This window comes from Tardiphaga sp. 709 (assembly GCF_032401055.1).
In the GTDB taxonomy this organism is placed as follows: domain Bacteria; phylum Pseudomonadota; class Alphaproteobacteria; order Rhizobiales; family Xanthobacteraceae; genus Tardiphaga.
Genome location: NZ_CP135530.1, coordinates 80,342 through 99,801, shown reverse-complemented (window position 1 = coordinate 99,801; position 19,460 = coordinate 80,342). Strand labels below are relative to the sequence as shown.

The window sequence follows — 19,460 nt, the reverse complement described above, 5'->3', positions numbered from 1 at the left end:
TCCAAAATATCCTAGTCATTTCAATGAAGTACACAATGCTTCCATTGCGCTCTGGGCGCTATATGACGCTCTTATCGAGCTCACTGCAGGCAAGATCTCGACGTAAACTCGCCGCTTCCGGCCCCGTCATGCCGCGCACTCGCGATTCAATCCGCCGTAGACCCGAATTTGGCGCGTTAACCTTTCATTAACGGAAAAATCCTTGCCGGATTTCAAGAATCGGGCACATTCACACTTGAACGGTGATTTGCGTCGGAAAAGCGTTTTTTGGGACTGGTCTAATGGATGCGAACACAGATATCGATTTTGACACGACCATCCTGCAGCAGGGTGAGCTTGTCTCCGAGAAGCTGAACATATTGCGATTCGAGCAGTTCCCGCCTGATGCCACCAAAGGGCTTCGTGGATTCTCGCTGGCCGAAGTCGCTGCATTCTTAGGCGTCACCGCCAGTCACATCAAAAAAATCCACCTCGAAGGAAAGGGGCCTGAACCCGCCACCACGCCGTCGGGACGGAGGACCTACACGGCCGAGCAGATGATGGAGCTTCGCCAATTCCTGGACAAGAACGGGCGGGCCGATGTCAAACGGTACGTACCCCGGCGCCGGGCAGGGGAGTCGATGCAAGTCATATCGGTCGTAAATTTCAAGGGCGGTTCGGGCAAGACGACGACGGCCGCCCATCTCGCGCAATATCTGGCGCTGACTGGTCATCGTGTTCTCGTAATCGATCTGGATCCCCAAGCCTCGCTCTCGGCTCTCCATGGGATCCAACCGGAACTCGACAAAAACCCGTCGCTGTATGAGGCCCTACGCTACGATTCTAACCGAAAGTCGATCAGAGAAACGATCCGTCCTACGAACTTTCCTGGGCTGGACATCGTGCCGGCCAACCTCGAACTTCAAGAATACGAATACGAGACGCCTCTTGCTGCAGCGGACCGCAGCTCCAACGAAGGGCGAACATTCTTTACGCGCATATCGTCGGCTTTGAAGGACGTGGACGACCGATACGATGTGGTCGTGATCGATTGCCCTCCGCAGCTTGGTTATCTCACACTTACGGCGCTGATGGCTTCGACCTCGGTCCTGATCACCGTCCACCCGCAGATGCTCGACATCCTATCGATGTCGCAATTTCTGCTGATGCTCGGGGGCATCCTGCAATCGATTAAGGGTGCTGGCGCCGCCGTAAAACTCAAATGGTTTCGTTATCTCGTTACGCGCTTTGAGCCGACCGACGGGCCGCAGGCGCAGATGGTCGGGTTTATGCAGGCTATGTTCGCCGGCAATGTGCTCTCCAACCATATGTTAAAATCAACGGCTATCTCGGATGCCGGCATCACCAAACAGTCGCTTTACGAGGTAGAGAAGTCGCAGTTCATCCGCTCGACTTACGAGCGCGCCGTTGAAAGCATGAACGCGGTCAACAGCGAAATCGCCAGCTTGATTCATAGCGCATGGGGCCGGCGATGAGCGCTAAATTGACAGCCGTGCAAGACGCCAGATTTCCTAATTGGATCAACTGTCTAGCTCCTCGATGGGGAGACCGGTCATGAGGAAGAATTTGCTCGGCACCCTCTCTGGCGCTGATGCGACGCAACGGGGGCCTGAGGTTCCAGCTGGGGCTACGACGGCTCGCGCTGACTATGCGATGCGCGGTGCTTCTGGCGCTATGCGCCGCTCTTTGGATGAACTCGCACAAGCATCCCAAAGGTTGATGGAAGGCGAAACTATCGTCAGCCTCGACCCCGCGCTGGTAGACCAGTCGCCGATCCTCGATCGCATCCAGGCAGATGATCAAGAGTATCAAGAATTGTTAGAGGCCATTCAAGCCCGCGGCCAAGATACCCCGATCCTAGTGCGGCCTCATCCCAAGGAGGCGGGCCGTTACATCATTGTCTTCGGGCGCCGGCGGCTGAAAGTCGCGCTTGAGCTCGGACTTCAGGTGAAGTCCGTGATCAAGCAGCTGGACGACACTACTGCCATCGTCGCTCAGGGACAGGAAAATGCTGCTCGTTCCAATCTTTCGTTTATCGAGAAGTCGCGCTTTGCAAGGCGTCTTTCTGATCTCAGCTACGGCAAGGACACGATAAAGGCGGCGCTGGCCATCGACGATACCTTGCTGTCGCGCATGCTCTCTGTCGCGGAGTTGATCCCGGACGCCGTGCTTGAGACTATCGGCGCCGCAAAAGGTGTCGGCCGCGACCGTTGGGAGGAACTCAAGAAAATTGTGCAGACGCCGACGATGGCCGCCAAGGCCGTCGCCTTCGTTGAGGGCGAGAAATTTGCCGAGGCACAATCGGATGACCGCTTCAACACGTTGTTGAGCCACCTGCAATCCCAACGCAAACCTCAAGGTGGGCCAAAGCTTGCGAAGCCGACGACCTGGTCGCCGTCGGATCAATCCGTAAAGGTCTCAGGCAGGCGTTCCGGAAAGTCTTACACCCTTGCGCTGTCGGCTAAAGACGGGCCGCAACTCGGCGATTGGATTTTGAACAACCTGGAGTCCATTTATCAGGATTTCAGACGAGCGAAGAAGAAAACAGGAGATTAGACGAGCAAAAGAAAAAGGCCCCCGTCACGTCGCCGTTCCGGAAGCCCTTCTCTAAGTTGGCACTCTGAGAATCACACTTCCGCGAATCACTGTCAAGTCTTGGCGCCGTTTTCGGCGAGCGGATTTCTTTTGCCCTAACTGAGGGCGAACATATGAATACGCATACCCCCACGACGCCCTTTGGGCGGCGGTCGCTGACGCTTGCCCATGTGGCAACCCAGATGGTGGCCACTGAGAGGCCGCCTGAGAAGGTCGTGCACAAATGGAAGGTCTATCAGACCATCTGTGCCGCCCGACCACGGCTCGCGGTTTCCGAGCGATCGCTCTCGGTGCTGAATGCACTCCTGACATTTCATCCCGAGACCACATTGACAGGGGAGGGTGATCTGATCGTCTTCCCGTCCAACCATCAATTGTCGTTACGCGCACACGGGATGCCGGCATCCACGTTGCGGCGCCATCTTGCCGTGCTGGTCGATGCTGGCTTGGTCGTTCGGCGCGACAGCCCCAACGGCAAGCGCTACGCCCGCAAGGGCACTGCCGGCGAGATCGAATTCGCCTTCGGCTTCGACCTGTCCCCGCTGGTTGTCCGCTCGGAAGAGTTCGCAGGCCTCGCCGCCGAGATCCAGGCGGAAGCGCGGGCACTCAAGCTTGTCCGTGAACGGATCACGCTATGCCGGCGCGACATCGCCAAGATGATCGCTACGGGCATCGAGGATGGTGTCCCGACACGTCGGGGAGGGCAGGGCCCGGCCGACTGGCAGGAAGTCCACACGGCCTTCCGCTCCATCGTAGACGGGATTCCGCGGACGGCGACCAGGCAAGAACTTGAGCCGATTGCCGAGGAGCTTTCGCAGCTCGCCGACGACGTCCTCAATCTTCTCGAAACACACATCAAATCCAAGAATACGAGCGCCAATGAGTCCCATTCCGAGCGTCACATACAGAGTTCAAATACAGACCCCCTTATTGATCTTGAACCTAGCCTTGCAGAAGGCAGGGCTGAAACTCTCGAGACAAAGCCGCCGGCAGATGCGAGGGTGGAAGCGACCTATCCGTTAGGGATGGTGCTGAACGCTTGCCCCGACATCGTCGATTACGCCAAAAGCGGGATTGCGAACTGGCGCGATTTTCTCGCCACCGCCGCGGTCATCCGGTCGATGCTAGGGATCAGTCCAAGCGCCTGGGAGGAGGCCGAGAAGGTGCTGGGCGAAACGCCGGCCGCAATCGTGGTGGCCTGCATCCTGCAGCGCGGCGAGGCGATCAGATCTGCCGGCGGATACCTGCGCGGATTGACGCAAAAGGCGAGGGACGGGGAGTTCTCGCTCGGACCGATTTTGATGTCGCAGATCAATTCGAAGCTTCGTGAAAAGCGGCGGGCGTGACGCGGTGATCATCGGTGAAGCCGCAAGTGCTGTTCCTGAAGAGTACAGCACTCAACCGATGAGGTGGGCCGAGGCTGGCATCTCACGACCGGTCCACCTCGCGCGGCTGGGCCGGAGGATCGCCTAACCTGTTCCGGTGCGGAACAGGTTTCTATCGAGATTGGGGCCGCATCCATCTGGCAAATAGCGTGCGCGACTGTTGAGCTTAACCGGGACCGCTTGCCGTGTTGGAAGGACGTCGAAGCTGATGCAATTCCGAGCGCGCGCGAGCAGATCAGTCTTTCAGTCGGAAGCGTGCGCGGAGCTGCTTCTCAATGCGCGCTACGGTCGTCGCGAGATCAGGGTGGTGACGGCGTTGGGTGGCATTCGTGAGTGCGGACCAATTGCCGCGGCCGATTGGAATAATCGCGATCCCGGCGTTGCGCAGCGGCGTGCCCGCGAGCCACTCGTGAAAAAGCCAGATCAACTCGTCCGCGGTCGCAGTCGTTTGGGGCATGGAGGGAAGCGTCCGTCGGAGTGCGGTAGGTATGGACCAACTAGTAGGGGATCACTCAGGCGCGCGCAATTCGTATTGATGGCGCAGCTTGTCCACCGTGGTCTCCAAAGCGCGATGCAGCACGTCCGCATCGATCCCGCCTTCTGCAAATGCGTACAGGGTCCAGTTCGTGTCGGCTCTAAGATCATCGGTGTACTCGACGTCGACCGCCCTCAGCGACTCGCAGCCGGGGAAAGTACGCATTTCAGCCAGAGCCTCGCGCTCCAGTTCCTGTTTTGAAAGCGCCACCTTCATCGATTGCTCCGCTTTTTCAGTGAACGGCCGCATCGAAGCATCGTTCCTAGCCGTACGTACGTACGGATCGGCGTCGTCTACCTGTTCCGATCCGGAACAGGTAGACGCTTCGTTTCAACGGGATGCCAAGGGCTGCGGCGCTTGGCGTCACCACGATCGGTTATTCGACCTTATCAGGAGGGCGCCGACAGTCTGTCGTAGTTGTCTCTCACCACTGCTCTGAGATCGGAGTAGACGGCTGACTGGGATGGCCCGCCCGCAAGATCGAGGAAAGCCTGGCTGAAGGCCACTGTCTTTTCGCGAACCATCAAATCAGCCTCATCCCAAGCAGCCGTCCCGCCAAGCATCAAAACCTGCATACGCAGGGCGACGACCCGACTTGCTTCGAGGGTGAGGAGGGGCGCTTCAGTCATTCCGACGAGGGGTGATGCAAACATGTCGGCTCTGGTCGGGCAGGGTGACATCAAAACGCGGTCTATTTAGCATCGTTCCCAGTGTTCGCCCGTTGCAATTCATCGGCGGCCGCGTCGTGCGCGGCCTTCAACGCTTTGACCGCAATTTCCCGCAGGCGATCATTCGGATAATTCAATCGAAGCATAGCCTGAAAGCCGAGTTCGAAGTTGCCGAGCAGTTCTTGTTCGATCACCAGCGCAACCGCTTCGATCTGAGCGTCGGTAGGTGTCGGATCCTGACTGACCGCAGCTGACTGTGCCGTATACCGAGAGCCGCTCGCTGCCCAAGCCGCCTCAGTCATCAAAACCCCAATCTCAAGATTTATCGCGCCCAGCTTCAAAAGGCCGTTGGCGAGTTCACGCGCAGGGTCACGGCTCATGTCACTTGACCGCAACTACCGACGGTGCCGGCGCGCCAGAGCTGCTCCAAAGAGGAACGCGACGAGCAGTGCCCCCAAGGGCGCGTCTCTTGTTACCCTTGCCAGGATGTCCAGTGGACGGCCCGGCTTGCGGCCTTCGTCGATCGCTGCGCTGACGCGGTCGGCGGCGTCTTTGACGCCCTCGACGACGACGTTCTTCAAATCTTCGGCCGGCTCGTACGCTGGCGGTAAGGTTGCATCGGTCATTTCGCGGTCCTCGCTCCAGCAGCACAAGCGAGTGATCGGCAAATCGTTCCAGGTCGGTACGGGCCAGCCAGGGCGGGGGCTCGCACCGGGCTCGCTTGATGAGCTTGATCTTTGCGGTCCAAGTCACCGGTTTATCCGCGTGACGGTCAAACGACGCAAATTCTGCGCTAGGCCAATACTGTTCCTCTGTGGAACAGTTTCCGTTCATGCATGGTGCGCATGAAATGCTCCTCAGTTGGACAATCCTTTCATCGAGTGAGCGACATAGAACTGCATAGGGGGCGGCGCGCCCCCTTATGCGTTGTCTTTGCCTTTCGCTTCGTTTATGAAGGGGGCGTAATGCCCCCTTCATAGGATTCGTAGAATGATTCTTTTGACCCGCGAGCAGCATTGTCTTTTGGCCGGGCTGGATATTGAAACCTTCAAGTCCTTGAAAAAGCGCGGTCACGTTCCGAAGCACGATGATTACGAAACGTCAGATGGACGGCGCGGCTATCTTCCGGAAGCTACACTTCTGCTGATGATGGCGTTGGAGTTTCATCACTCATGTGGCCTATCGAGAGAAGTCGCCGCGCAGGTCGCATGGTCGTGTTACATCGTTCCTCCGACGCTCCATCGCAGCATCTTTCCGGCCATCGCAAAAACAAGCCTTCGCATAGCCGCGGGGAAGCCGGTTAACGACCCAATCATGTGCGGACTCATCGACAGAGGGGTCGGTCTGGGGGCTCGCGAACACGACAGGAAGTTCGCGTTGTCGTTGGGAGACGACAACCGCGTTGTCCGATTTCAGGGGGTCATACAAGATCTCCCGAAGCGCGCGCCGATCCGCCGCGTTCTCCTCGTGAACATCTCTGAGATCGCCGCTCGAATGAGAATCGCAGCGGAGCTGAATGCCATCGATCTCGATGAGTATTGGCAAGAAGGGTGAACCCCATGGTTTTTGTCATGAGGACTCCGGTCGACCTTGCCGTTACAGGCGAGACCACGATAGCACGGCTGCCTGACGCAAATCGGCGCAACAAAATGCAAGGTCCAGCAACAGATCGGCTCGGTACAAACCACCATCTAACTATTATTCCCGGGGCTTCGCGATGACGAAACCAGGTGGTTGGAAGCATTCGCCCCAAACACGAGCGAAGATCGCTGGAAGTCATCGCGAGCGATGGAACGACCCTGAAAAGCGCGCAGCTGTCAGCGAGGCGACCAAAGCCCGCATGGCTAATCCAGCCGTGCGGGAACGGATCCGCGAGGGCATGCGCAGGGCCGCCGGTACAACGGGCGACTTGGACGCTTTGCGGGCTCTATGGCGGGCATCATCGCCTGCCGCTCGAGCACGCTTCCTGGCGGAGTTGTTCGATGCAGCTTGTTCGGCACCCACTTGCAAGCCTGATGGGGGCGCCGGATGAGTTGGCAAGCAGTCGCATGGGCGCTGAAACAGGAGACTGGATCGGCAGCGACAAAACTCACGCTTTTGGGCCTGGCCAACTATGCTGACCAGCGCGGAATCTGCTGGCCGACGCAGGAGACCTTAGCTTCGGGCACAGAGCAGAGCGTCGATACCGTTCAGCGCCGCATCAAGCAGCTGGTTGCGCTCGGCCTCGTCAGAGTTGAGCGCCGGCAGGGTGCGCGCGGTCAGTGGGCTGGAAGAGTTTACCATCTCAGCCTGAGTGTTGCAGAAATGACCAAGCCGCAAAAAGCGGTGTCGCCAAAGAAGGAACGGGACGCGCTGCCGCCGACATCACCATGCCGCACTGAGAACGGTGACCATGCCGCACTGGGCCCGACGACCATGCCGCAAGCTTTGCGGTATAAACCTTCAATAGAACCTATATTAGAACCTATAGTGAAAACTGTTGCTCAAGCGGCTGTTGATCGCTTGCAGGCTTTCCAAGGGAAGCATGAGGCGACCGAAGTCGTACAAAACCGCATAGCCAGGCGCCTTGGATCTGACGGCTGGCTCGTCCTGGGCGCGCTCTCCGATGCCCGTCGGGCGACCCTCACGACATTGGAGAGGCAAGGCAAGCTGGACGAGCGCACCCTCGCGGCGGCCGCCCTGGAAGCTCGTATCGCGCAGCCGCCGTGATGGACGCCAGCGGTCGCTATCGGCGGCGAGCGGCGGTTCGCCGCGGCCAGCATTCCAATCGCCCGCTTACCCACTGGGCAATCCGACAAACACATCTTCCAATGAGACACCGAGCATGAACACCGGCCTACAAAATCTCGAAAGTAAGAAACCAGGCGGCTTGCTGGTGTCTTGCTTTAGACGTCGGCAGGCATGGCGTGTCGCATTGGTCCCGGGCAATATCCCACCCCCCATCAAGGGACCGTACGGGCTGTTTTGCGCGCTACACGGGGACGCAGCCCCTGGAATTTCGCCAGTAGATCACCTAGCAAGCGGTACACGCGTGCACGCATTCACACGTGTGATTGCACGTATCGCCATCATCGGTAAGACCTCTGCAAACCCCTCGCTCCTCAGACTGCTGCTGGCCGAGGCCGGCGTCGCATCGGATAAGATCGAGATGGTGCAATACGGCACCAATGATCTCGCGGCGATGGCGCAGGATTCCAGGAATGATGCCTTCATGGCCGTAGGGCCGCTCCAGAGCAAAGTATCAGCGGATGCAATCGCGTTGACCGCGCGCAGCCGGGGTGAGCCGCACTTCTTGAGCGTTGACGTATCGGAGGCTATCGCACAAAAGCATCCAGCGTTTGAATCCGCGGAAATCCCGGGAAGTACGTTTAGCACGTCCCCCGCTAGGCCCGACGACAAGATCGAGACGGTCAGCGTCGACCACCTCGTTGTTGCGCCTAAATCGCTTGCCGAGACCACCGTCGTCTCGCTGACGCGCCAGATGTTCGTCGCAAGGCCCGCGCTGCTGCGGGAGTTGCCCGGCATCGCGACGCTGGAGAAGCCGAACACGGACAAGGATGCAACGATTCCAGCGCACCGGGGAGCTGCCGCATATATCGATGGCACGGATCGCACCTTCCTAGAGCGATATAGCGATTTTTTGTGGGGTGGGCTGTTGTTGCTGTCCGGCTTGGGCTCAGGGGGGGCATGGCTACGCAGCTATTTGAAGCGTGATGAGACAAATGCCTATCTCGCGTCCCGCGATCGCGTGCTGGACATGATTGAAGCGTCGCGCGAGGCGACCACCCCTCAAGAGCTCGAAGATATGCAGATTGCGATAGATGACGTGTTGCGAGAAACACTCGACTGCTACGAAGACGGAGCAATCGAAGAAGCTGCGCTGCTGGCGTTCGGGCTCGTTCTCGAGCAATTCCACTTTGCTGTTTCCGACAGGCGCCAAGTTTTGGCCGATCGGCGCGCCTTGCAGAAATTAGTCGCTTCAGAGTAGTAATCCCTTCGAGCGGGGTATTTTTATGAGAAACTGGAAAGACGATATTGAGCTCGACTGGACGCTCCGCGACATCTACGCCAACCGACTAAAGATGTCACCGATCACAGAAGACCAATTGAGCGAGCTCCTCGATATGGGGCTAGTCGAGGTGGTGAACGACCAGGTGAAGTTGACTGAGGCGGGATACCGGAAGATTAGCTGAGGGATGCGATGGCCAGACGCGCGATTAACAAAACCTGGACGCCTGAAGACGTCGACCGATTGATCAGCCTCGCCGAAAGCGGCGCAACAGTGCTGCGAGCCGCTGCGGCCCTCGGGCGGCCGGCGACGGCGGTCCAAAACAAAGCGCGACAATTAGGAAAGCCGCTGGTTGGCATTCGGCAGGCGAGGGCAACTGCCCGAGGCCTTATCGAAACCAAGTAACACCCTGATATCGGCCTAAACCCTTTCTGGCCTTCCAGTGTTTTGATTCGCGAAAATCCCCGAATAGTACCTTCAATACGGACGCCGCCATGTTCGACGGCAAGATCAAGACGGTCAGCGTCGATCGCCTCATTTTTGCGCCAAAATTGCAGGCCGAGACTAGTGTAGTCTCGCTGGCGCGCCAGATGTTCGTCGCACGGCCTGCGCTGCTGCGCGAACTGCCCGGCGTCGCGACGCTGGAGGAGCCGGACACGAACAAGGACGCAACCTTCCAGCGCCCGGGGACTACTGTCTCTATCGACGGCTCATACCCTCTTCAAATCACGGGCGGGAGTTTCACTGCCCGCTAGGGCAAGCCCAATATTTTTAGCTGTTGCACCGAGACAGTGCGGCTGCAAGTTTCAGAATTTCAGGACAGTCCGCAAACCGAGAACAGCGGCATCTTTCAAGACCAAACCTGGCGTTGAGCTCAACGGGTTCGTTGCACCGCCGCCCGGCCGGACGATGTATTGCACATTGGGTTGCAGGGACCAGCCAGGGCGGATCTCGTACTGATAGGCTGTCGTGATCATGACCTCGGACGTTCTCACGGGCCAAGACGGGTCGGTATATAGGCGGTAATCTGCGTCCAGGGCGCGAGCTTCCCGTGAGACGTGTGTGTAACCAATCGAGACGCCGAACTTGTCGTTCGGCCGCGCGTCGCTCGGCCCGATCCATTCGAGTCCGCCATCGGCATAGAAATCGACCAGGTTGCGGTCGGACGGACTGAAAGACGCTCGCGCAAAGACACCGACGCCGCGATCGTCACTGCCCCGAACACGGTACAGCTGTTGTTCCAAGACGGCCCATAAACCGTAGTTACCCGATAGCTGCGCGGGAACACCCGACGTATTGGGGTCCGCCAGAGATCGCCCGTCAACCGCATAGCGCTCGTCCGGAAAAGCGCCGAAATGACGCCAGCCGCCGAGCTTTAGGGTCCCGGCGAGATGCTCATCACCTTTGTGATTGTTCCACGCATACTGCAGCTGACCCAGCAGAAGCGGGGGATCGTTGATACGGAAATTAACGCCGTAGCGATTCCTCAGCTGGGGATCGTCCGTTCCGGGCCCCGAGGAATCCCCATTAAAAATTGCGCCCTGAACCGTCCAGGATTCCGACAGGTTGACCTGGAGCCGCGCTCCGAGCGCGGCTAGGGGTGGCGATGGACCGCCGCTCGGAAGGTTGATCGACGTAATCGCCGGCCAACCAAGCGAGGCATTCGTAAAGACGTCTGTGTATTTGGTGTTGAAGAATTCGCTGTCGGCCGCCAACTGCCCGACTTTGAGCGACGCGATATTATCACCCCACTTTTGTTCGAACCACATTTCATACAGACGTGTAGTCGGCAGGGCTTCGATGCCGCTCACCACCATAAAATTCTGGAGATAGCTGCGCGACAGCCCATCTCCGTGAATCTGAAACACGTTGGCGTGAAATGTCAGCTTCGACAGGCCAATAAGTTTTTCGAGATCTGCGTCGACGGCGAGATTGAGACGCCCCTCATATATAGCTCCCTGACGGGCGCCGCCGGAAACGTTCCTAAGCGTCTCCCCGATGTACGTGGCCGCGAACTTGATGCCGCGGTCAACAAAGGGATTTGGCAGCACTCCCAGTGTCGTCTCTTCGATGGTGCTCTGGCCAGTATCCGGATCGGCTGGCTTGTCGTCGTCAGTCTTTTTATCTTCCTGCGCCCAAACGCCCGCCGGGACGATGCATCCAAGCAGCATGTATATGCAAAGGCGACACAGACGGCCGCGGGCACGCCGGACCGGGTCGGCAGCGAAAACCATCACTCTTCCCGCGCGCGGATATGTTGGGCGATCTTTTCCACATTGGTTTCGCCTGCGAGGACATCGACCTTTTGCTCTTCTTGGACATCTAGCTTTTCGGCCACCTTACGCAGGAGCCGGAGGATCGCCGTCGCTTCCTCTTCAGCCAACAGGTTGATTTGCAGGTCAAGGTGATTGCGACGGTCAGATTGCAGATCATTGGCGCTTTGCCGGATCAGCACAAAGGACGTGAGCAACACCGCTTCCAGGGCGAGCACGGCTGATAATAACGGAAACGGGTAGGGATCGAAGGGGCTCGGGAGACTGAGAGGGCCCGCATTCAGCACCACCCATACGACCAGGCAGAAGCACTGGAGAATAATGAAATACACGGTACCGACAAACCAGCCGACCGCATGAAATGACTTTTGCAGCGCCGACATCGACTGCTGATCGTCATGTTCAAGTTTTAGGATGGACTCGATATTGCGAGCTTCCGAACCTGAGCGTTTGACTGGCTGCGCGGAGGACAAGCTAACCGACCGCCTTGTCGGCGGCCCTTCTGGCCTTCTCGCCGGTGCGCTGAACCGAATCTTCGCCAACCTTTTCCGCTTGTGCTCGCAGCTCACACTTGGAGCGGATTTCCTCGAGCTCCTCGTCGGTAAGGTGTTCAATGCCAACGAAGGAATTGTGGGCCGTGCTGACCCGGATTAGCTCATCTAATTTGACTTGAATCGCTGCGCTGTCGCGATTCTGGGAATTCTGAATCAGAAAAACCATCAGGAAGGTGACAATGGTGGTGCCCGTGTTGATGACCAGTTGCCACGTATCCGAATACTTAAAAATCGGACCTGTGACCGCCCAAATCACGATCACGGCCGAGGCCAGCATGAAGGTGGTTGCCCGGCCTGCCGCCTGTGATGTCTTGTTGGCAATGTCTCCAAAAAAGCGAGCGAAGCCGTTGGCTTGGTCCGCCTTGGAATGGTCAGGCACAGGTGCGCTCTCCGCGAAGCATGTGCGACACTTCAGCACAGATCGACAGATCGTGGAAAGTCATTTGATATTCGCAGCTGCGAACTGCGGCTCTGCGGGCTGGTTCCCGCCGCGGCATAGCGCCTTCGCGTCGGCATGCGCGCGTGTCGGCGTTCCTTGGATATTTGCGGCAAGCATTTCCACAGGGAACGCCCGATGAACTACAAAGCTCCATTTGGGGGCTGGGCGCTGTTTAAGGAGAAGTGAAGCCGCTGTGGCGGAAGTATCACAGACATTTTTCGAAATTCGGATTACCGAACATATTACCGTCGTGCAGGGCGGTAATCGGGACGATGCTTGCGTCGATTAGTCAATGAAGATGTCCGCTACTATCCTAAAATATGCACTCCTGTGCGCTGCAATTGTCGGTGTGGCGCTAAGCGTGAGCGACGCTCGCGCGAACGGCGGCGCCGGCGGCATAGGAAACTCTGCTGGCGCTCCTGCAGGTGGCTCAGATAGTGCCAATGGTGCGGGCGGCGCCGGCTCAAACACTTCAGAAAGTTACGAGGGCGCCGCTGGCGGCGGTGCGGGCGTTACCGGCGGAAAGGGCGGCGATGCTTCAAACGGTGGGGCTGGCGGCACGGGCGGCACAGGGCCAGGTGGCGCCGGCGGGGCAGGCACAGGTGGCGGAATAGGCTCTCGCGCTAGCGGCGGTGGCGGCGGCGCTCATGGCTACGTTGGCTCCGTGCTTCCCAGCACAACAGCAACAGGGGGAAATGGCGGCGCCGGTGGAAGCTCCAGTGACGGTGACGGTGGCGGCGGCGGAGCTGGCGGCTTTGGTGCAGTCGTTACAGGGAGCGGCGCTCTAGGAGCGCTTGCGAATGCCATAAGGGGCGGAGATGGTGGCATCGGGGGGTATGGCTATTTCTACGGCGGCGGCGGGGGCAGTGGCGGAGTTGGTTTGCTTTTGCTCGATAGCGCCAATTTTTCCGTCACTAACTCAATTCGGGGAGGCGACGGAGGTCTCGCGGGCGCCTTCGTGGCTAGCGGGTGTTGCGCGTACGGGGCCGGAGGCGCGGGCGGCATTGGCATCGTAGGCTCCAACCTCACTATTACTAATAAGGGTACCATAACTGGCGGATATGGCGGCAACGGAATTCAGGCTGATGCGATCAGTTTTCTGAGCGGCGCTAACAGTCTCACACTGTCGGATGCGACGGGCGCTGGAACAATTATCGGCAACATCTCTGTGACTGGTCTTTTGTCGCTGAACAGTGGTGTCTTCGGACCGGCCGTCCTGAATAACGTTATTACTGGCACCGGAGGTTTGAGAATATCAACAAACGATACCCTGACTTTGGGGGGGACTAATAGTTTCACAGGCGGCACAACATTCGCCGGTGGTACATTAGTTCTCGGGAGCCTTGGCGCGCTCGGCTCGGCAGGAGCGCTTTCTTTTGCAGGTGGCACGCTCCAGTTCAGCTCTTCGAATACGACAGATTATTCTGGCCGATTTAGCTCTGCTGCAAACCAGCAATTTCGCATTGACACCAATAATCAGAACCTCACCTTCGCTTCGCCGCTCAGCTCATCGTCTGGTTCGCTTATAAAGTCAGGGGCGGGTACGCTCACCCTCACTGCTGCAAACACTTATTCCGGCGGCACTTCGATCACGGGCGGCACGCTGCAGATCGGCGATGGCGGCATGGCGGGATCGATAGTAGGCAATGTAACCAATAACGGAACGCTGGTTTTCAATCGTTCGGACAGTATAACCTTCGGCGGGGTGATTATCGGCAACGGCGCGCTGACCAAAACAGGAGCAGCTACTCTCGAGCTCACCGGTGCCAACACCTACACCGGTGCCACAACAGTCAGCAGCGGGAACCTGCGCATCAACGGGTCGCTGGCGAGCGCGGTAACAGTGCAAAACGGCGCGACGCTGTCGGGAGCCGGCACCATCAACAGTGCGGTGACAGTGCAGAGTGGCGGCACGCTCGCGCCAGGCAATTCCATCGGCACCCTCACCGTGCAGGGGAATCTCGTGATGACCGCAGCGTCGACATATATGGTTGAAGTGACGCCCAATAGTGCTGATCGTGTGAATATCGCCGGTACAGCAACGCTGGGTGGCGCGACGGTAAATGCCAGTTTTGCACCCGGCGCCTACGTTGAAAAGAAATACACGATCGTCAATGCGGCGGGCGGCGTAACAGGAACATTCGGAACGCAGGTCAATACCAATTTACCGACTAGCTTCGAGTCTAGGCTCAGCTACGACGCCAGTAATGCCTACCTCAATCTAGAGCTATTTCCATTGCCGATCTCTATTTCGTTCAACCGAAACCAGGCCGCTGTCGGCAATGCGTTGGTCGGCTTCTTCAATCGCGCCGGCGGCCTCCCGCTGGTGTTTGGCGCTCTTGATGCGAAAGGCCTGTCGCAGGCGTCGGGTGAACTCGGCGCGAGCAGCCAGCAGACAACATTCGACGCGATGGGCATCTTCATAAGCATGATGACCGATCCATTCTCGGCGGGGCGTGGCAATGACGCGACCGGTGTCACGTCTTATGCGGATGGGGCGTTGAGCTATGCCAGCAAGCGCAAGCCGACCGATGCGTTTGCCGCGATCACCAAGTCGCTGCCGGTGGCGCCTGTCTTCCAGGAGCGCTGGAATGTGTGGGCTGCCGGCTTCGGCGGCTCGCGCGGCACGGATGGCAGCACTGTCACTGGATCGAACAACGCCACTTCGAGCCTCTATGGCACAGCGGTCGGCGCGGATTACTGGTTCTCGCCGAGCACCATGACAGGCTTCTCGCTCGCCGGTGGCGGCACGAATTTCTCAGTGAATGGCGGCGGCTCTGGCCGTTCGGATCTTTTCCAAGCCGGCGCCTTCGTGCGGCACACGGTGGGCTCTGCTTATGTCACAGCCGCTGCCGCCTATGGCTGGCAGGACATCACGACCGATCGCACCGTTGCCGCGGCGGGCTTTGAGCGGCTGCGTGCGAATTTCAATGCGAACGCCTATTCGGGGCGCGTCGAGGCAGGCAGTCGCTTCACCACGCCGTGGCTATCGGATGTCGGGCTCACGCCTTACGGCGCCGTGCAGGTGACCGCATTGGATCTGCCTTCCTATGCGGAGACGGGCACCAGCGGCGCGACGACGTTTGCGCTCGCTTATGCAGGTAAGAGCGTCACCTCTATGCGGACCGAGCTCGGCCTGCGCAGCGATAAGTCGTTCGTACTCACCGAGGCGATCCTGACGCTGCGCGGTCGTGCCGCCTGGGCGCATGACTACAATCCCGATCGCAATGTCGCCGCAACCTTCCAGGCGTTGCCCGGCGCGAGCTTCGTAGTCAGCGGCGCTGCGCAGGCGCGTAACGCAGCGTTGACGACGGCATCCGCGGAGCTGAAGTGGATGAATGGCTGGTCCATCGCTGGCACGTTCGAAGGAGAGTTCTCGGACGTGACCCAGGGTTACGCTGGCAAAGGCGCATTGCGCTATTCCTGGTGAAGAGACTGCGAAGCGAAAACTTATGAGGCTGGATGCTCTACAAGCCAAGCGCTGACCGGCAATCATGCGCGGTTAGCTGCGCCAGATCCTGTCGGTGCAGCGCACGTGACTTAGGTTTGAGCCCGCCGCACCCACGGCGGGCTCGTCACCAAGTGTCTCGACAGCATCGAGATGATGTCCCTAACTACGTCATGGCTCGACGTTAGCCTAAAAGCCGACCGCCAGTTTGGGCTCTTCTAACATGGGAAGCCGCTGCGCCGGCGCGCCGCTCAAAGGCGGAGGATCATCCTCCTCATCGAGCTCTCTCAACGCACTGAGGATGTGTCCCACCCAGATAGCAGATGGAGAACCGGGAAGTTGCCTCAGCCACGGGCTGTCCTCGACGGCGAATGCGTCCGACGCCCAAGCCGCCAGCACGCAGCGCTTTTCGAGGCTTGAGAGGAACGGGTTGGCGAGCACCTCTGACGGATCGCTATAGGTTGCTGCCAGAAGTGAATTTGCATGAATGTCGAAGAGTGTCTGGTTCGATTTCATGGTCGTCTCCTTTGCTCCTTTCTGTTTAAGACGGCGATGAGCGATGTAGAGCGGTCGGCCGGCAGGTCAAGAACATCGCCCTGGCAGAAGCCCAAAAAAATTTGCGGTACCCCCTTGAAACTTTCTCGCTGTTTTTTTTATTTTAGTGCTGCTGGACGCCAGAGGTTGGGTCCAGTGTGAGGCGGACGCCGGGGGTGTCCGGCGCCTGCTCATACCCATCTTGCTCATTGGAGGATTTGGCTATGAAGACTTATGACTTTGCTCCGCTTTGGCGCTCAAGCATTGGCTTCGACCGCCTGTTTGACCTTGTTGATGCCGCACAGCGCGCCAACGAGGACCATTTTCCCCCATACAATATTGAACGGGTCGGGGATGACCGATACCTCATCTCGCTGGCTCTGGCGGGTTTTTCGCCGGATGAGATCAGCTTGACGGCAGAGCAGAACGTTCTGACGGTCGAGGGCCGCAAGGGCGAACAGAAGCGTGACTTCCTGTTCCAGGGCATTTCTGGTCGTGCGTTCAAGCGGCAGTTCAACCTCGCCGACCACGTCCAGGTGACCAGCGCGACTTTCGAGAACGGCCTGCTGCAGATTAATCTGATCCGGGAGATTCCCGAGGCCATGAAGCCGCGTAAGATCGAAATCAACGGCGCTTCTCGCTCTAACGTCGAGCAACTTGAAGCCAGGGCGGCCTGACGCCTTATCGATCGCTTTATGCAATGGGTCCGCGACGGCTCCGGCCGTCGCGGACCTGCGTGACATTTGGCATCGCGCTGATCACTCGCGAAATTGTCAGGAGACGGGGATGACCCATTTCGCACTTCCAGCTCTGGCCAGTGGAGAAGGCCTCACAAATTATCTCACCGCGATCAAACAGTTTCCTCTCCTCAAACCTGAAGAAGAGGTCGCCTACGCGAAGCGATTGCGCGAAGACGGCGACCGGGAAGCTGCCTATCATCTTGTGACCAGCCATCTCCGGCTGGTCGCTAAACTGGCGATGCGCTATCGCGGCTATGGGTTGCCTATCGCCGACGTGATTTCGGAGGGCAACATCGGCCTGATGCAAGCCGTGAAACGATTTGATCCGGCTAAAGGGTTTAAACTTGCGACCTACGCGACCTGGTGGATCAAGGCAACGATCCAGGATTACATCCTGCGGTCCTGGTCGATTGTCCACATCAGCGCTACTTCGACTCAAAAGCGGCTGTTCTTCAACTTGCGTCGCTTGAAGAGCAAGATCGCAGCTCTCGAGGAAGCCGATATGCAGCCCGACCATGTCGCAACGATTGCGCATCGCTTGAACGTTCCCGAGAGCGAGGTGATCGATATGAACCGGCGGTTCCTCGGCGACATGTCGCTCAACGCAACTGCAAGAGAGAATGACGAAGAGGGAGCTGAATGGCAGGAGTGCTTGGCTGATCCGACGTCTAATTTTGAAGACGATGTCGCGGAACGCAGCGAGCTCAACTGGAGGCGGCAGATCCTCAGGCGAGCACTCGACCAGCTGAAACCGAGGGAGCAGCGAATTATCGAAGCACGATGGCTAGCGGATACTCCGCTTACCCTTGACGAGCTGGCCGCAGAGTTGAAGATTTCGCGGGAGCGGGTACGTCAGGTGGAAGTCAGAGCGCTGGAAAAGGCCCGATCATATGCAGCTTCGCTAGCGAGCGCTGACGTCAAGTGAACGACAATGGTTGCGAAATTCGGAGGTGTTGCTTCGACTAACTCTCGCAATGTGTGCGGGCCGAAGGCGCGGATCTTGTCGTCGGCGCGGCGGGCGGTACGTCACAGTGCTTGCCGGTTCCACGGTGGAGACATGACGGGCTCCGGCGGCTCCCGTCGCAGTCGGTTACAACTGGTCCGGTTTCTATGCCGGTGTCATCAGCCATCGGCACGCGCAGGAATTCAGCCTGACCGCCAGAATAACCGCCGAGCATGTGGCTGAAACCGAACAGGCCGGCGGGCGACTGGCCCATCGCTTTGGCGGCGACTTCATGATTGGGATTAGTGCGGTCGCAGCAGGAAAACAGATCCTTCTGGCAGAACCAGCACTGTCCGCAACTGATGGTGAATGGGACAACGACACGGTCGCCGATCTTTAGGTTGGTGACTTCCGACCCGAGCTCGATCACTTCTCCCATGTTCTCATGGCCGAGAATGTCGCCCTCTTTCATTGTCGGTTGATAGCCGTCCAGCAAATGCAGATCGGAGCCGCAGATCGCACACGCAGTTATCTTGATGATCGCATCGCGGGGATGCTGGATTTTCGGATCCGGACGTTGCGAGAATACCTCTCGACGTTGATGGTTATGCACTATGCTTCGTGAAGAATGGAGGCCCTGCGATGTGGATCACTTTGACCGCTTGCTTCGCTTGTTTTGTGATCGGGGGATATGCGGGCCTCTGCCTTGGCGACTGTGCCGGCAGGGAAGTGGTTCGAGAAGAAGTGCGACAGATGCTGAACGGATCGGGGCGATCGCAGATGGTCAACCACGTCCCTGATCATATTTGCGGCGGCAGTGCGTTCTCCGCAAGCTGAGCGAAGGCGAGCGTGGCCCCTCCTTAAATGTGCAAGCGACCTCGTTCCGCTCCTAGGATCTCGGCAATAACCCTTATTCTGAAGATAGGTTTTCCGAACTCGTCCAGAACCTCAATGCTCCACTCAGGGATAACGGTAAGTTTGATAGCGATGTCCCGGGCAAAATCCGCCAGCACCGAAGCGGCCTCTTCGCGCGCGGCTAACTTGTCGATCACGTCTATCGGTCCGACGTGATCGATATTGGAAAATCCGCCCCCGATTTTGAAATAGAAGTCGGGCATCCCGGAATCTATCGGCCAGCTTTAAGGTCTGTCGGTCCGGATGCCGACATTCCAAAAAGAGGGGCCTGTTTTGAAATAGCGAGCGGCCTATTTCGGCCAGTTCCGATTTGCTGGTAGCGCTCGGTGATCCGGTGGCCTTAGCGATTGGATATTTAGGATTAATCCCGATGGGCTGATCGACAACACAAACGAGATAAATAACGATGCGACTAACCAAAG

21 protein-coding genes and 1 pseudogene are annotated in these 19,460 nt (G+C 58.3%); 11 read left to right on the top strand and 11 right to left on the bottom strand.

Annotated features, from left to right (window positions below; translation table 11 throughout):
* The first annotated feature begins 281 nt into the window (after positions 1 to 281).
* From repA to repC, 3 genes are all read left to right on the top strand, one after another.
* On the top strand, positions 282 to 1,475 hold the full coding sequence (gene repA, locus RSO67_RS30405) for a plasmid partitioning protein RepA (protein ID WP_120286851.1): 1,194 nt from the start codon (positions 282 to 284) through the stop codon (positions 1,473 to 1,475).
* 79 nt (positions 1,476 to 1,554) lie between these two features.
* The gene (repB, locus tag RSO67_RS30400) at positions 1,555 to 2,556 is read left to right on the top strand and encodes a plasmid partitioning protein RepB (protein WP_315844449.1); all 1,002 of its coding nucleotides are present in this window, start codon (positions 1,555 to 1,557) and stop codon (positions 2,554 to 2,556) included.
* A 152-nt stretch (positions 2,557 to 2,708) separates the two neighbouring features.
* A complete protein-coding gene (repC, locus tag RSO67_RS30395; RefSeq protein WP_315844448.1) occupies positions 2,709 to 3,941 on the top strand; it encodes a plasmid replication protein RepC in 1,233 nt (410 codons plus the stop codon).
* A gap of 274 nt (positions 3,942 to 4,215) precedes the next feature.
* Here repC and RSO67_RS30390 read toward each other — a convergent pair whose 3' ends face one another.
* The 5 genes from RSO67_RS30390 to RSO67_RS30370 form a co-directional block, all read right to left on the bottom strand.
* Complete coding sequence (locus RSO67_RS30390) at positions 4,216 to 4,437, bottom strand: hypothetical protein (RefSeq protein ID WP_315844447.1); 222 nt, start codon at positions 4,435 to 4,437, stop codon at positions 4,216 to 4,218.
* 51 nt (positions 4,438 to 4,488) lie between these two features.
* A complete protein-coding gene (locus RSO67_RS30385; protein ID WP_315844446.1) occupies positions 4,489 to 4,764 on the bottom strand; it encodes a hypothetical protein in 276 nt (91 codons plus the stop codon).
* Between the two features lie 140 nt (positions 4,765 to 4,904).
* Positions 4,905 to 5,168, bottom strand: coding sequence for a hypothetical protein (locus tag RSO67_RS30380; RefSeq protein ID WP_315844445.1), 264 nt, complete (start codon positions 5,166 to 5,168; stop codon positions 4,905 to 4,907).
* 38 nt (positions 5,169 to 5,206) lie between these two features.
* Positions 5,207 to 5,563 (bottom strand): hypothetical protein, encoded by a 357-nt coding sequence (locus RSO67_RS30375; protein WP_315844444.1) that lies wholly within the window; start codon positions 5,561 to 5,563, stop codon positions 5,207 to 5,209.
* A gap of 15 nt (positions 5,564 to 5,578) precedes the next feature.
* On the bottom strand, positions 5,579 to 5,809 hold the full coding sequence (locus RSO67_RS30370) for a hypothetical protein (RefSeq protein WP_120286858.1): 231 nt from the start codon (positions 5,807 to 5,809) through the stop codon (positions 5,579 to 5,581).
* Positions 5,810 to 6,173: 364 nt separating this feature from the next.
* Here RSO67_RS30370 and RSO67_RS30365 point away from each other — a divergent pair, with 364 nt between their 5' ends.
* The 5 genes from RSO67_RS30365 (at position 6,174) to RSO67_RS30345 (ending at position 9,947) form a co-directional block, all read left to right on the top strand.
* On the top strand, positions 6,174 to 6,737 hold the full coding sequence (locus tag RSO67_RS30365; RefSeq protein WP_315844443.1) for a hypothetical protein: 564 nt from the start codon (positions 6,174 to 6,176) through the stop codon (positions 6,735 to 6,737).
* Between the two features lie 474 nt (positions 6,738 to 7,211).
* Positions 7,212 to 7,892, top strand: a complete 681-nt coding sequence (locus RSO67_RS30360; protein WP_315844442.1) for a helix-turn-helix domain-containing protein — start codon at positions 7,212 to 7,214, stop codon at positions 7,890 to 7,892.
* A gap of 340 nt (positions 7,893 to 8,232) precedes the next feature.
* A complete protein-coding gene (locus RSO67_RS30355; protein WP_315844441.1) occupies positions 8,233 to 9,171 on the top strand; it encodes a TAXI family TRAP transporter solute-binding subunit in 939 nt (312 codons plus the stop codon).
* 25 nt (positions 9,172 to 9,196) lie between these two features.
* Complete coding sequence (locus tag RSO67_RS30350) at positions 9,197 to 9,376, top strand: hypothetical protein (RefSeq protein WP_315844440.1); 180 nt, start codon at positions 9,197 to 9,199, stop codon at positions 9,374 to 9,376.
* A 310-nt stretch (positions 9,377 to 9,686) separates the two neighbouring features.
* Positions 9,687 to 9,947, top strand: coding sequence for a hypothetical protein (locus tag RSO67_RS30345; RefSeq protein ID WP_315844439.1), 261 nt, complete (start codon positions 9,687 to 9,689; stop codon positions 9,945 to 9,947).
* 51 nt (positions 9,948 to 9,998) lie between these two features.
* On the opposite strand, the gene RSO67_RS30340 is transcribed toward RSO67_RS30345, so the two are convergent.
* From RSO67_RS30340 to RSO67_RS30330, 3 genes are read right to left on the bottom strand one after another with little or no spacing between them, the layout of a single operon-like run.
* Positions 9,999 to 11,426 (bottom strand): carbohydrate porin, encoded by a 1,428-nt coding sequence (locus RSO67_RS30340; RefSeq protein WP_315844438.1) that lies wholly within the window; start codon positions 11,424 to 11,426, stop codon positions 9,999 to 10,001.
* Positions 11,426 to 11,938: a DUF1003 domain-containing protein gene (locus RSO67_RS30335; RefSeq protein WP_315844437.1), complete on the bottom strand. Its 513-nt coding sequence runs from the start codon at positions 11,936 to 11,938 to the stop codon at positions 11,426 to 11,428. Before RSO67_RS30335 ends, RSO67_RS30340 begins: the two co-directional genes overlap by 1 nt.
* 1 nt (position 11,939) lies before the next feature.
* Positions 11,940 to 12,398 (bottom strand): low affinity iron permease family protein, encoded by a 459-nt coding sequence (locus RSO67_RS30330; protein WP_315844436.1) that lies wholly within the window; start codon positions 12,396 to 12,398, stop codon positions 11,940 to 11,942.
* A gap of 940 nt (positions 12,399 to 13,338) precedes the next feature.
* On the opposite strand from RSO67_RS30330, the gene RSO67_RS30325 reads away from it, so the two are divergent.
* Complete coding sequence (locus tag RSO67_RS30325; protein ID WP_315844435.1) at positions 13,339 to 15,888, top strand: autotransporter domain-containing protein; 2,550 nt, start codon at positions 13,339 to 13,341, stop codon at positions 15,886 to 15,888.
* Between the two features lie 207 nt (positions 15,889 to 16,095).
* On the opposite strand, the gene RSO67_RS30320 is transcribed toward RSO67_RS30325, so the two are convergent.
* Entirely contained in the window at positions 16,096 to 16,422 is a 327-nt protein-coding gene (locus RSO67_RS30320; protein WP_315844434.1) for a hypothetical protein, read from the bottom strand.
* Positions 16,423 to 16,664: 242 nt separating this feature from the next.
* Between RSO67_RS30320 and RSO67_RS30315 the strand changes: the two genes are divergently transcribed.
* A complete protein-coding gene (locus RSO67_RS30315) occupies positions 16,665 to 17,117 on the top strand; it encodes an Hsp20 family protein (protein WP_093760818.1) in 453 nt (150 codons plus the stop codon).
* Positions 17,118 to 17,226: 109 nt separating this feature from the next.
* Entirely contained in the window at positions 17,227 to 18,105 is an 879-nt protein-coding gene (rpoH, locus tag RSO67_RS30310; RefSeq protein WP_315844433.1) for an RNA polymerase sigma factor RpoH, read from the top strand.
* 160 nt (positions 18,106 to 18,265) lie between these two features.
* Here rpoH and RSO67_RS30305 read toward each other — a convergent pair.
* A pseudogene (locus RSO67_RS30305) lies at positions 18,266 to 18,739 on the bottom strand (alcohol dehydrogenase catalytic domain-containing protein); the annotation flags it as partial.
* A 244-nt stretch (positions 18,740 to 18,983) separates the two neighbouring features.
* Positions 18,984 to 19,241 (bottom strand): DUF6894 family protein, encoded by a 258-nt coding sequence (locus RSO67_RS30300; RefSeq protein WP_315844432.1) that lies wholly within the window; start codon positions 19,239 to 19,241, stop codon positions 18,984 to 18,986.
* Positions 19,242 to 19,460: the final 219 nt, after the last annotated feature.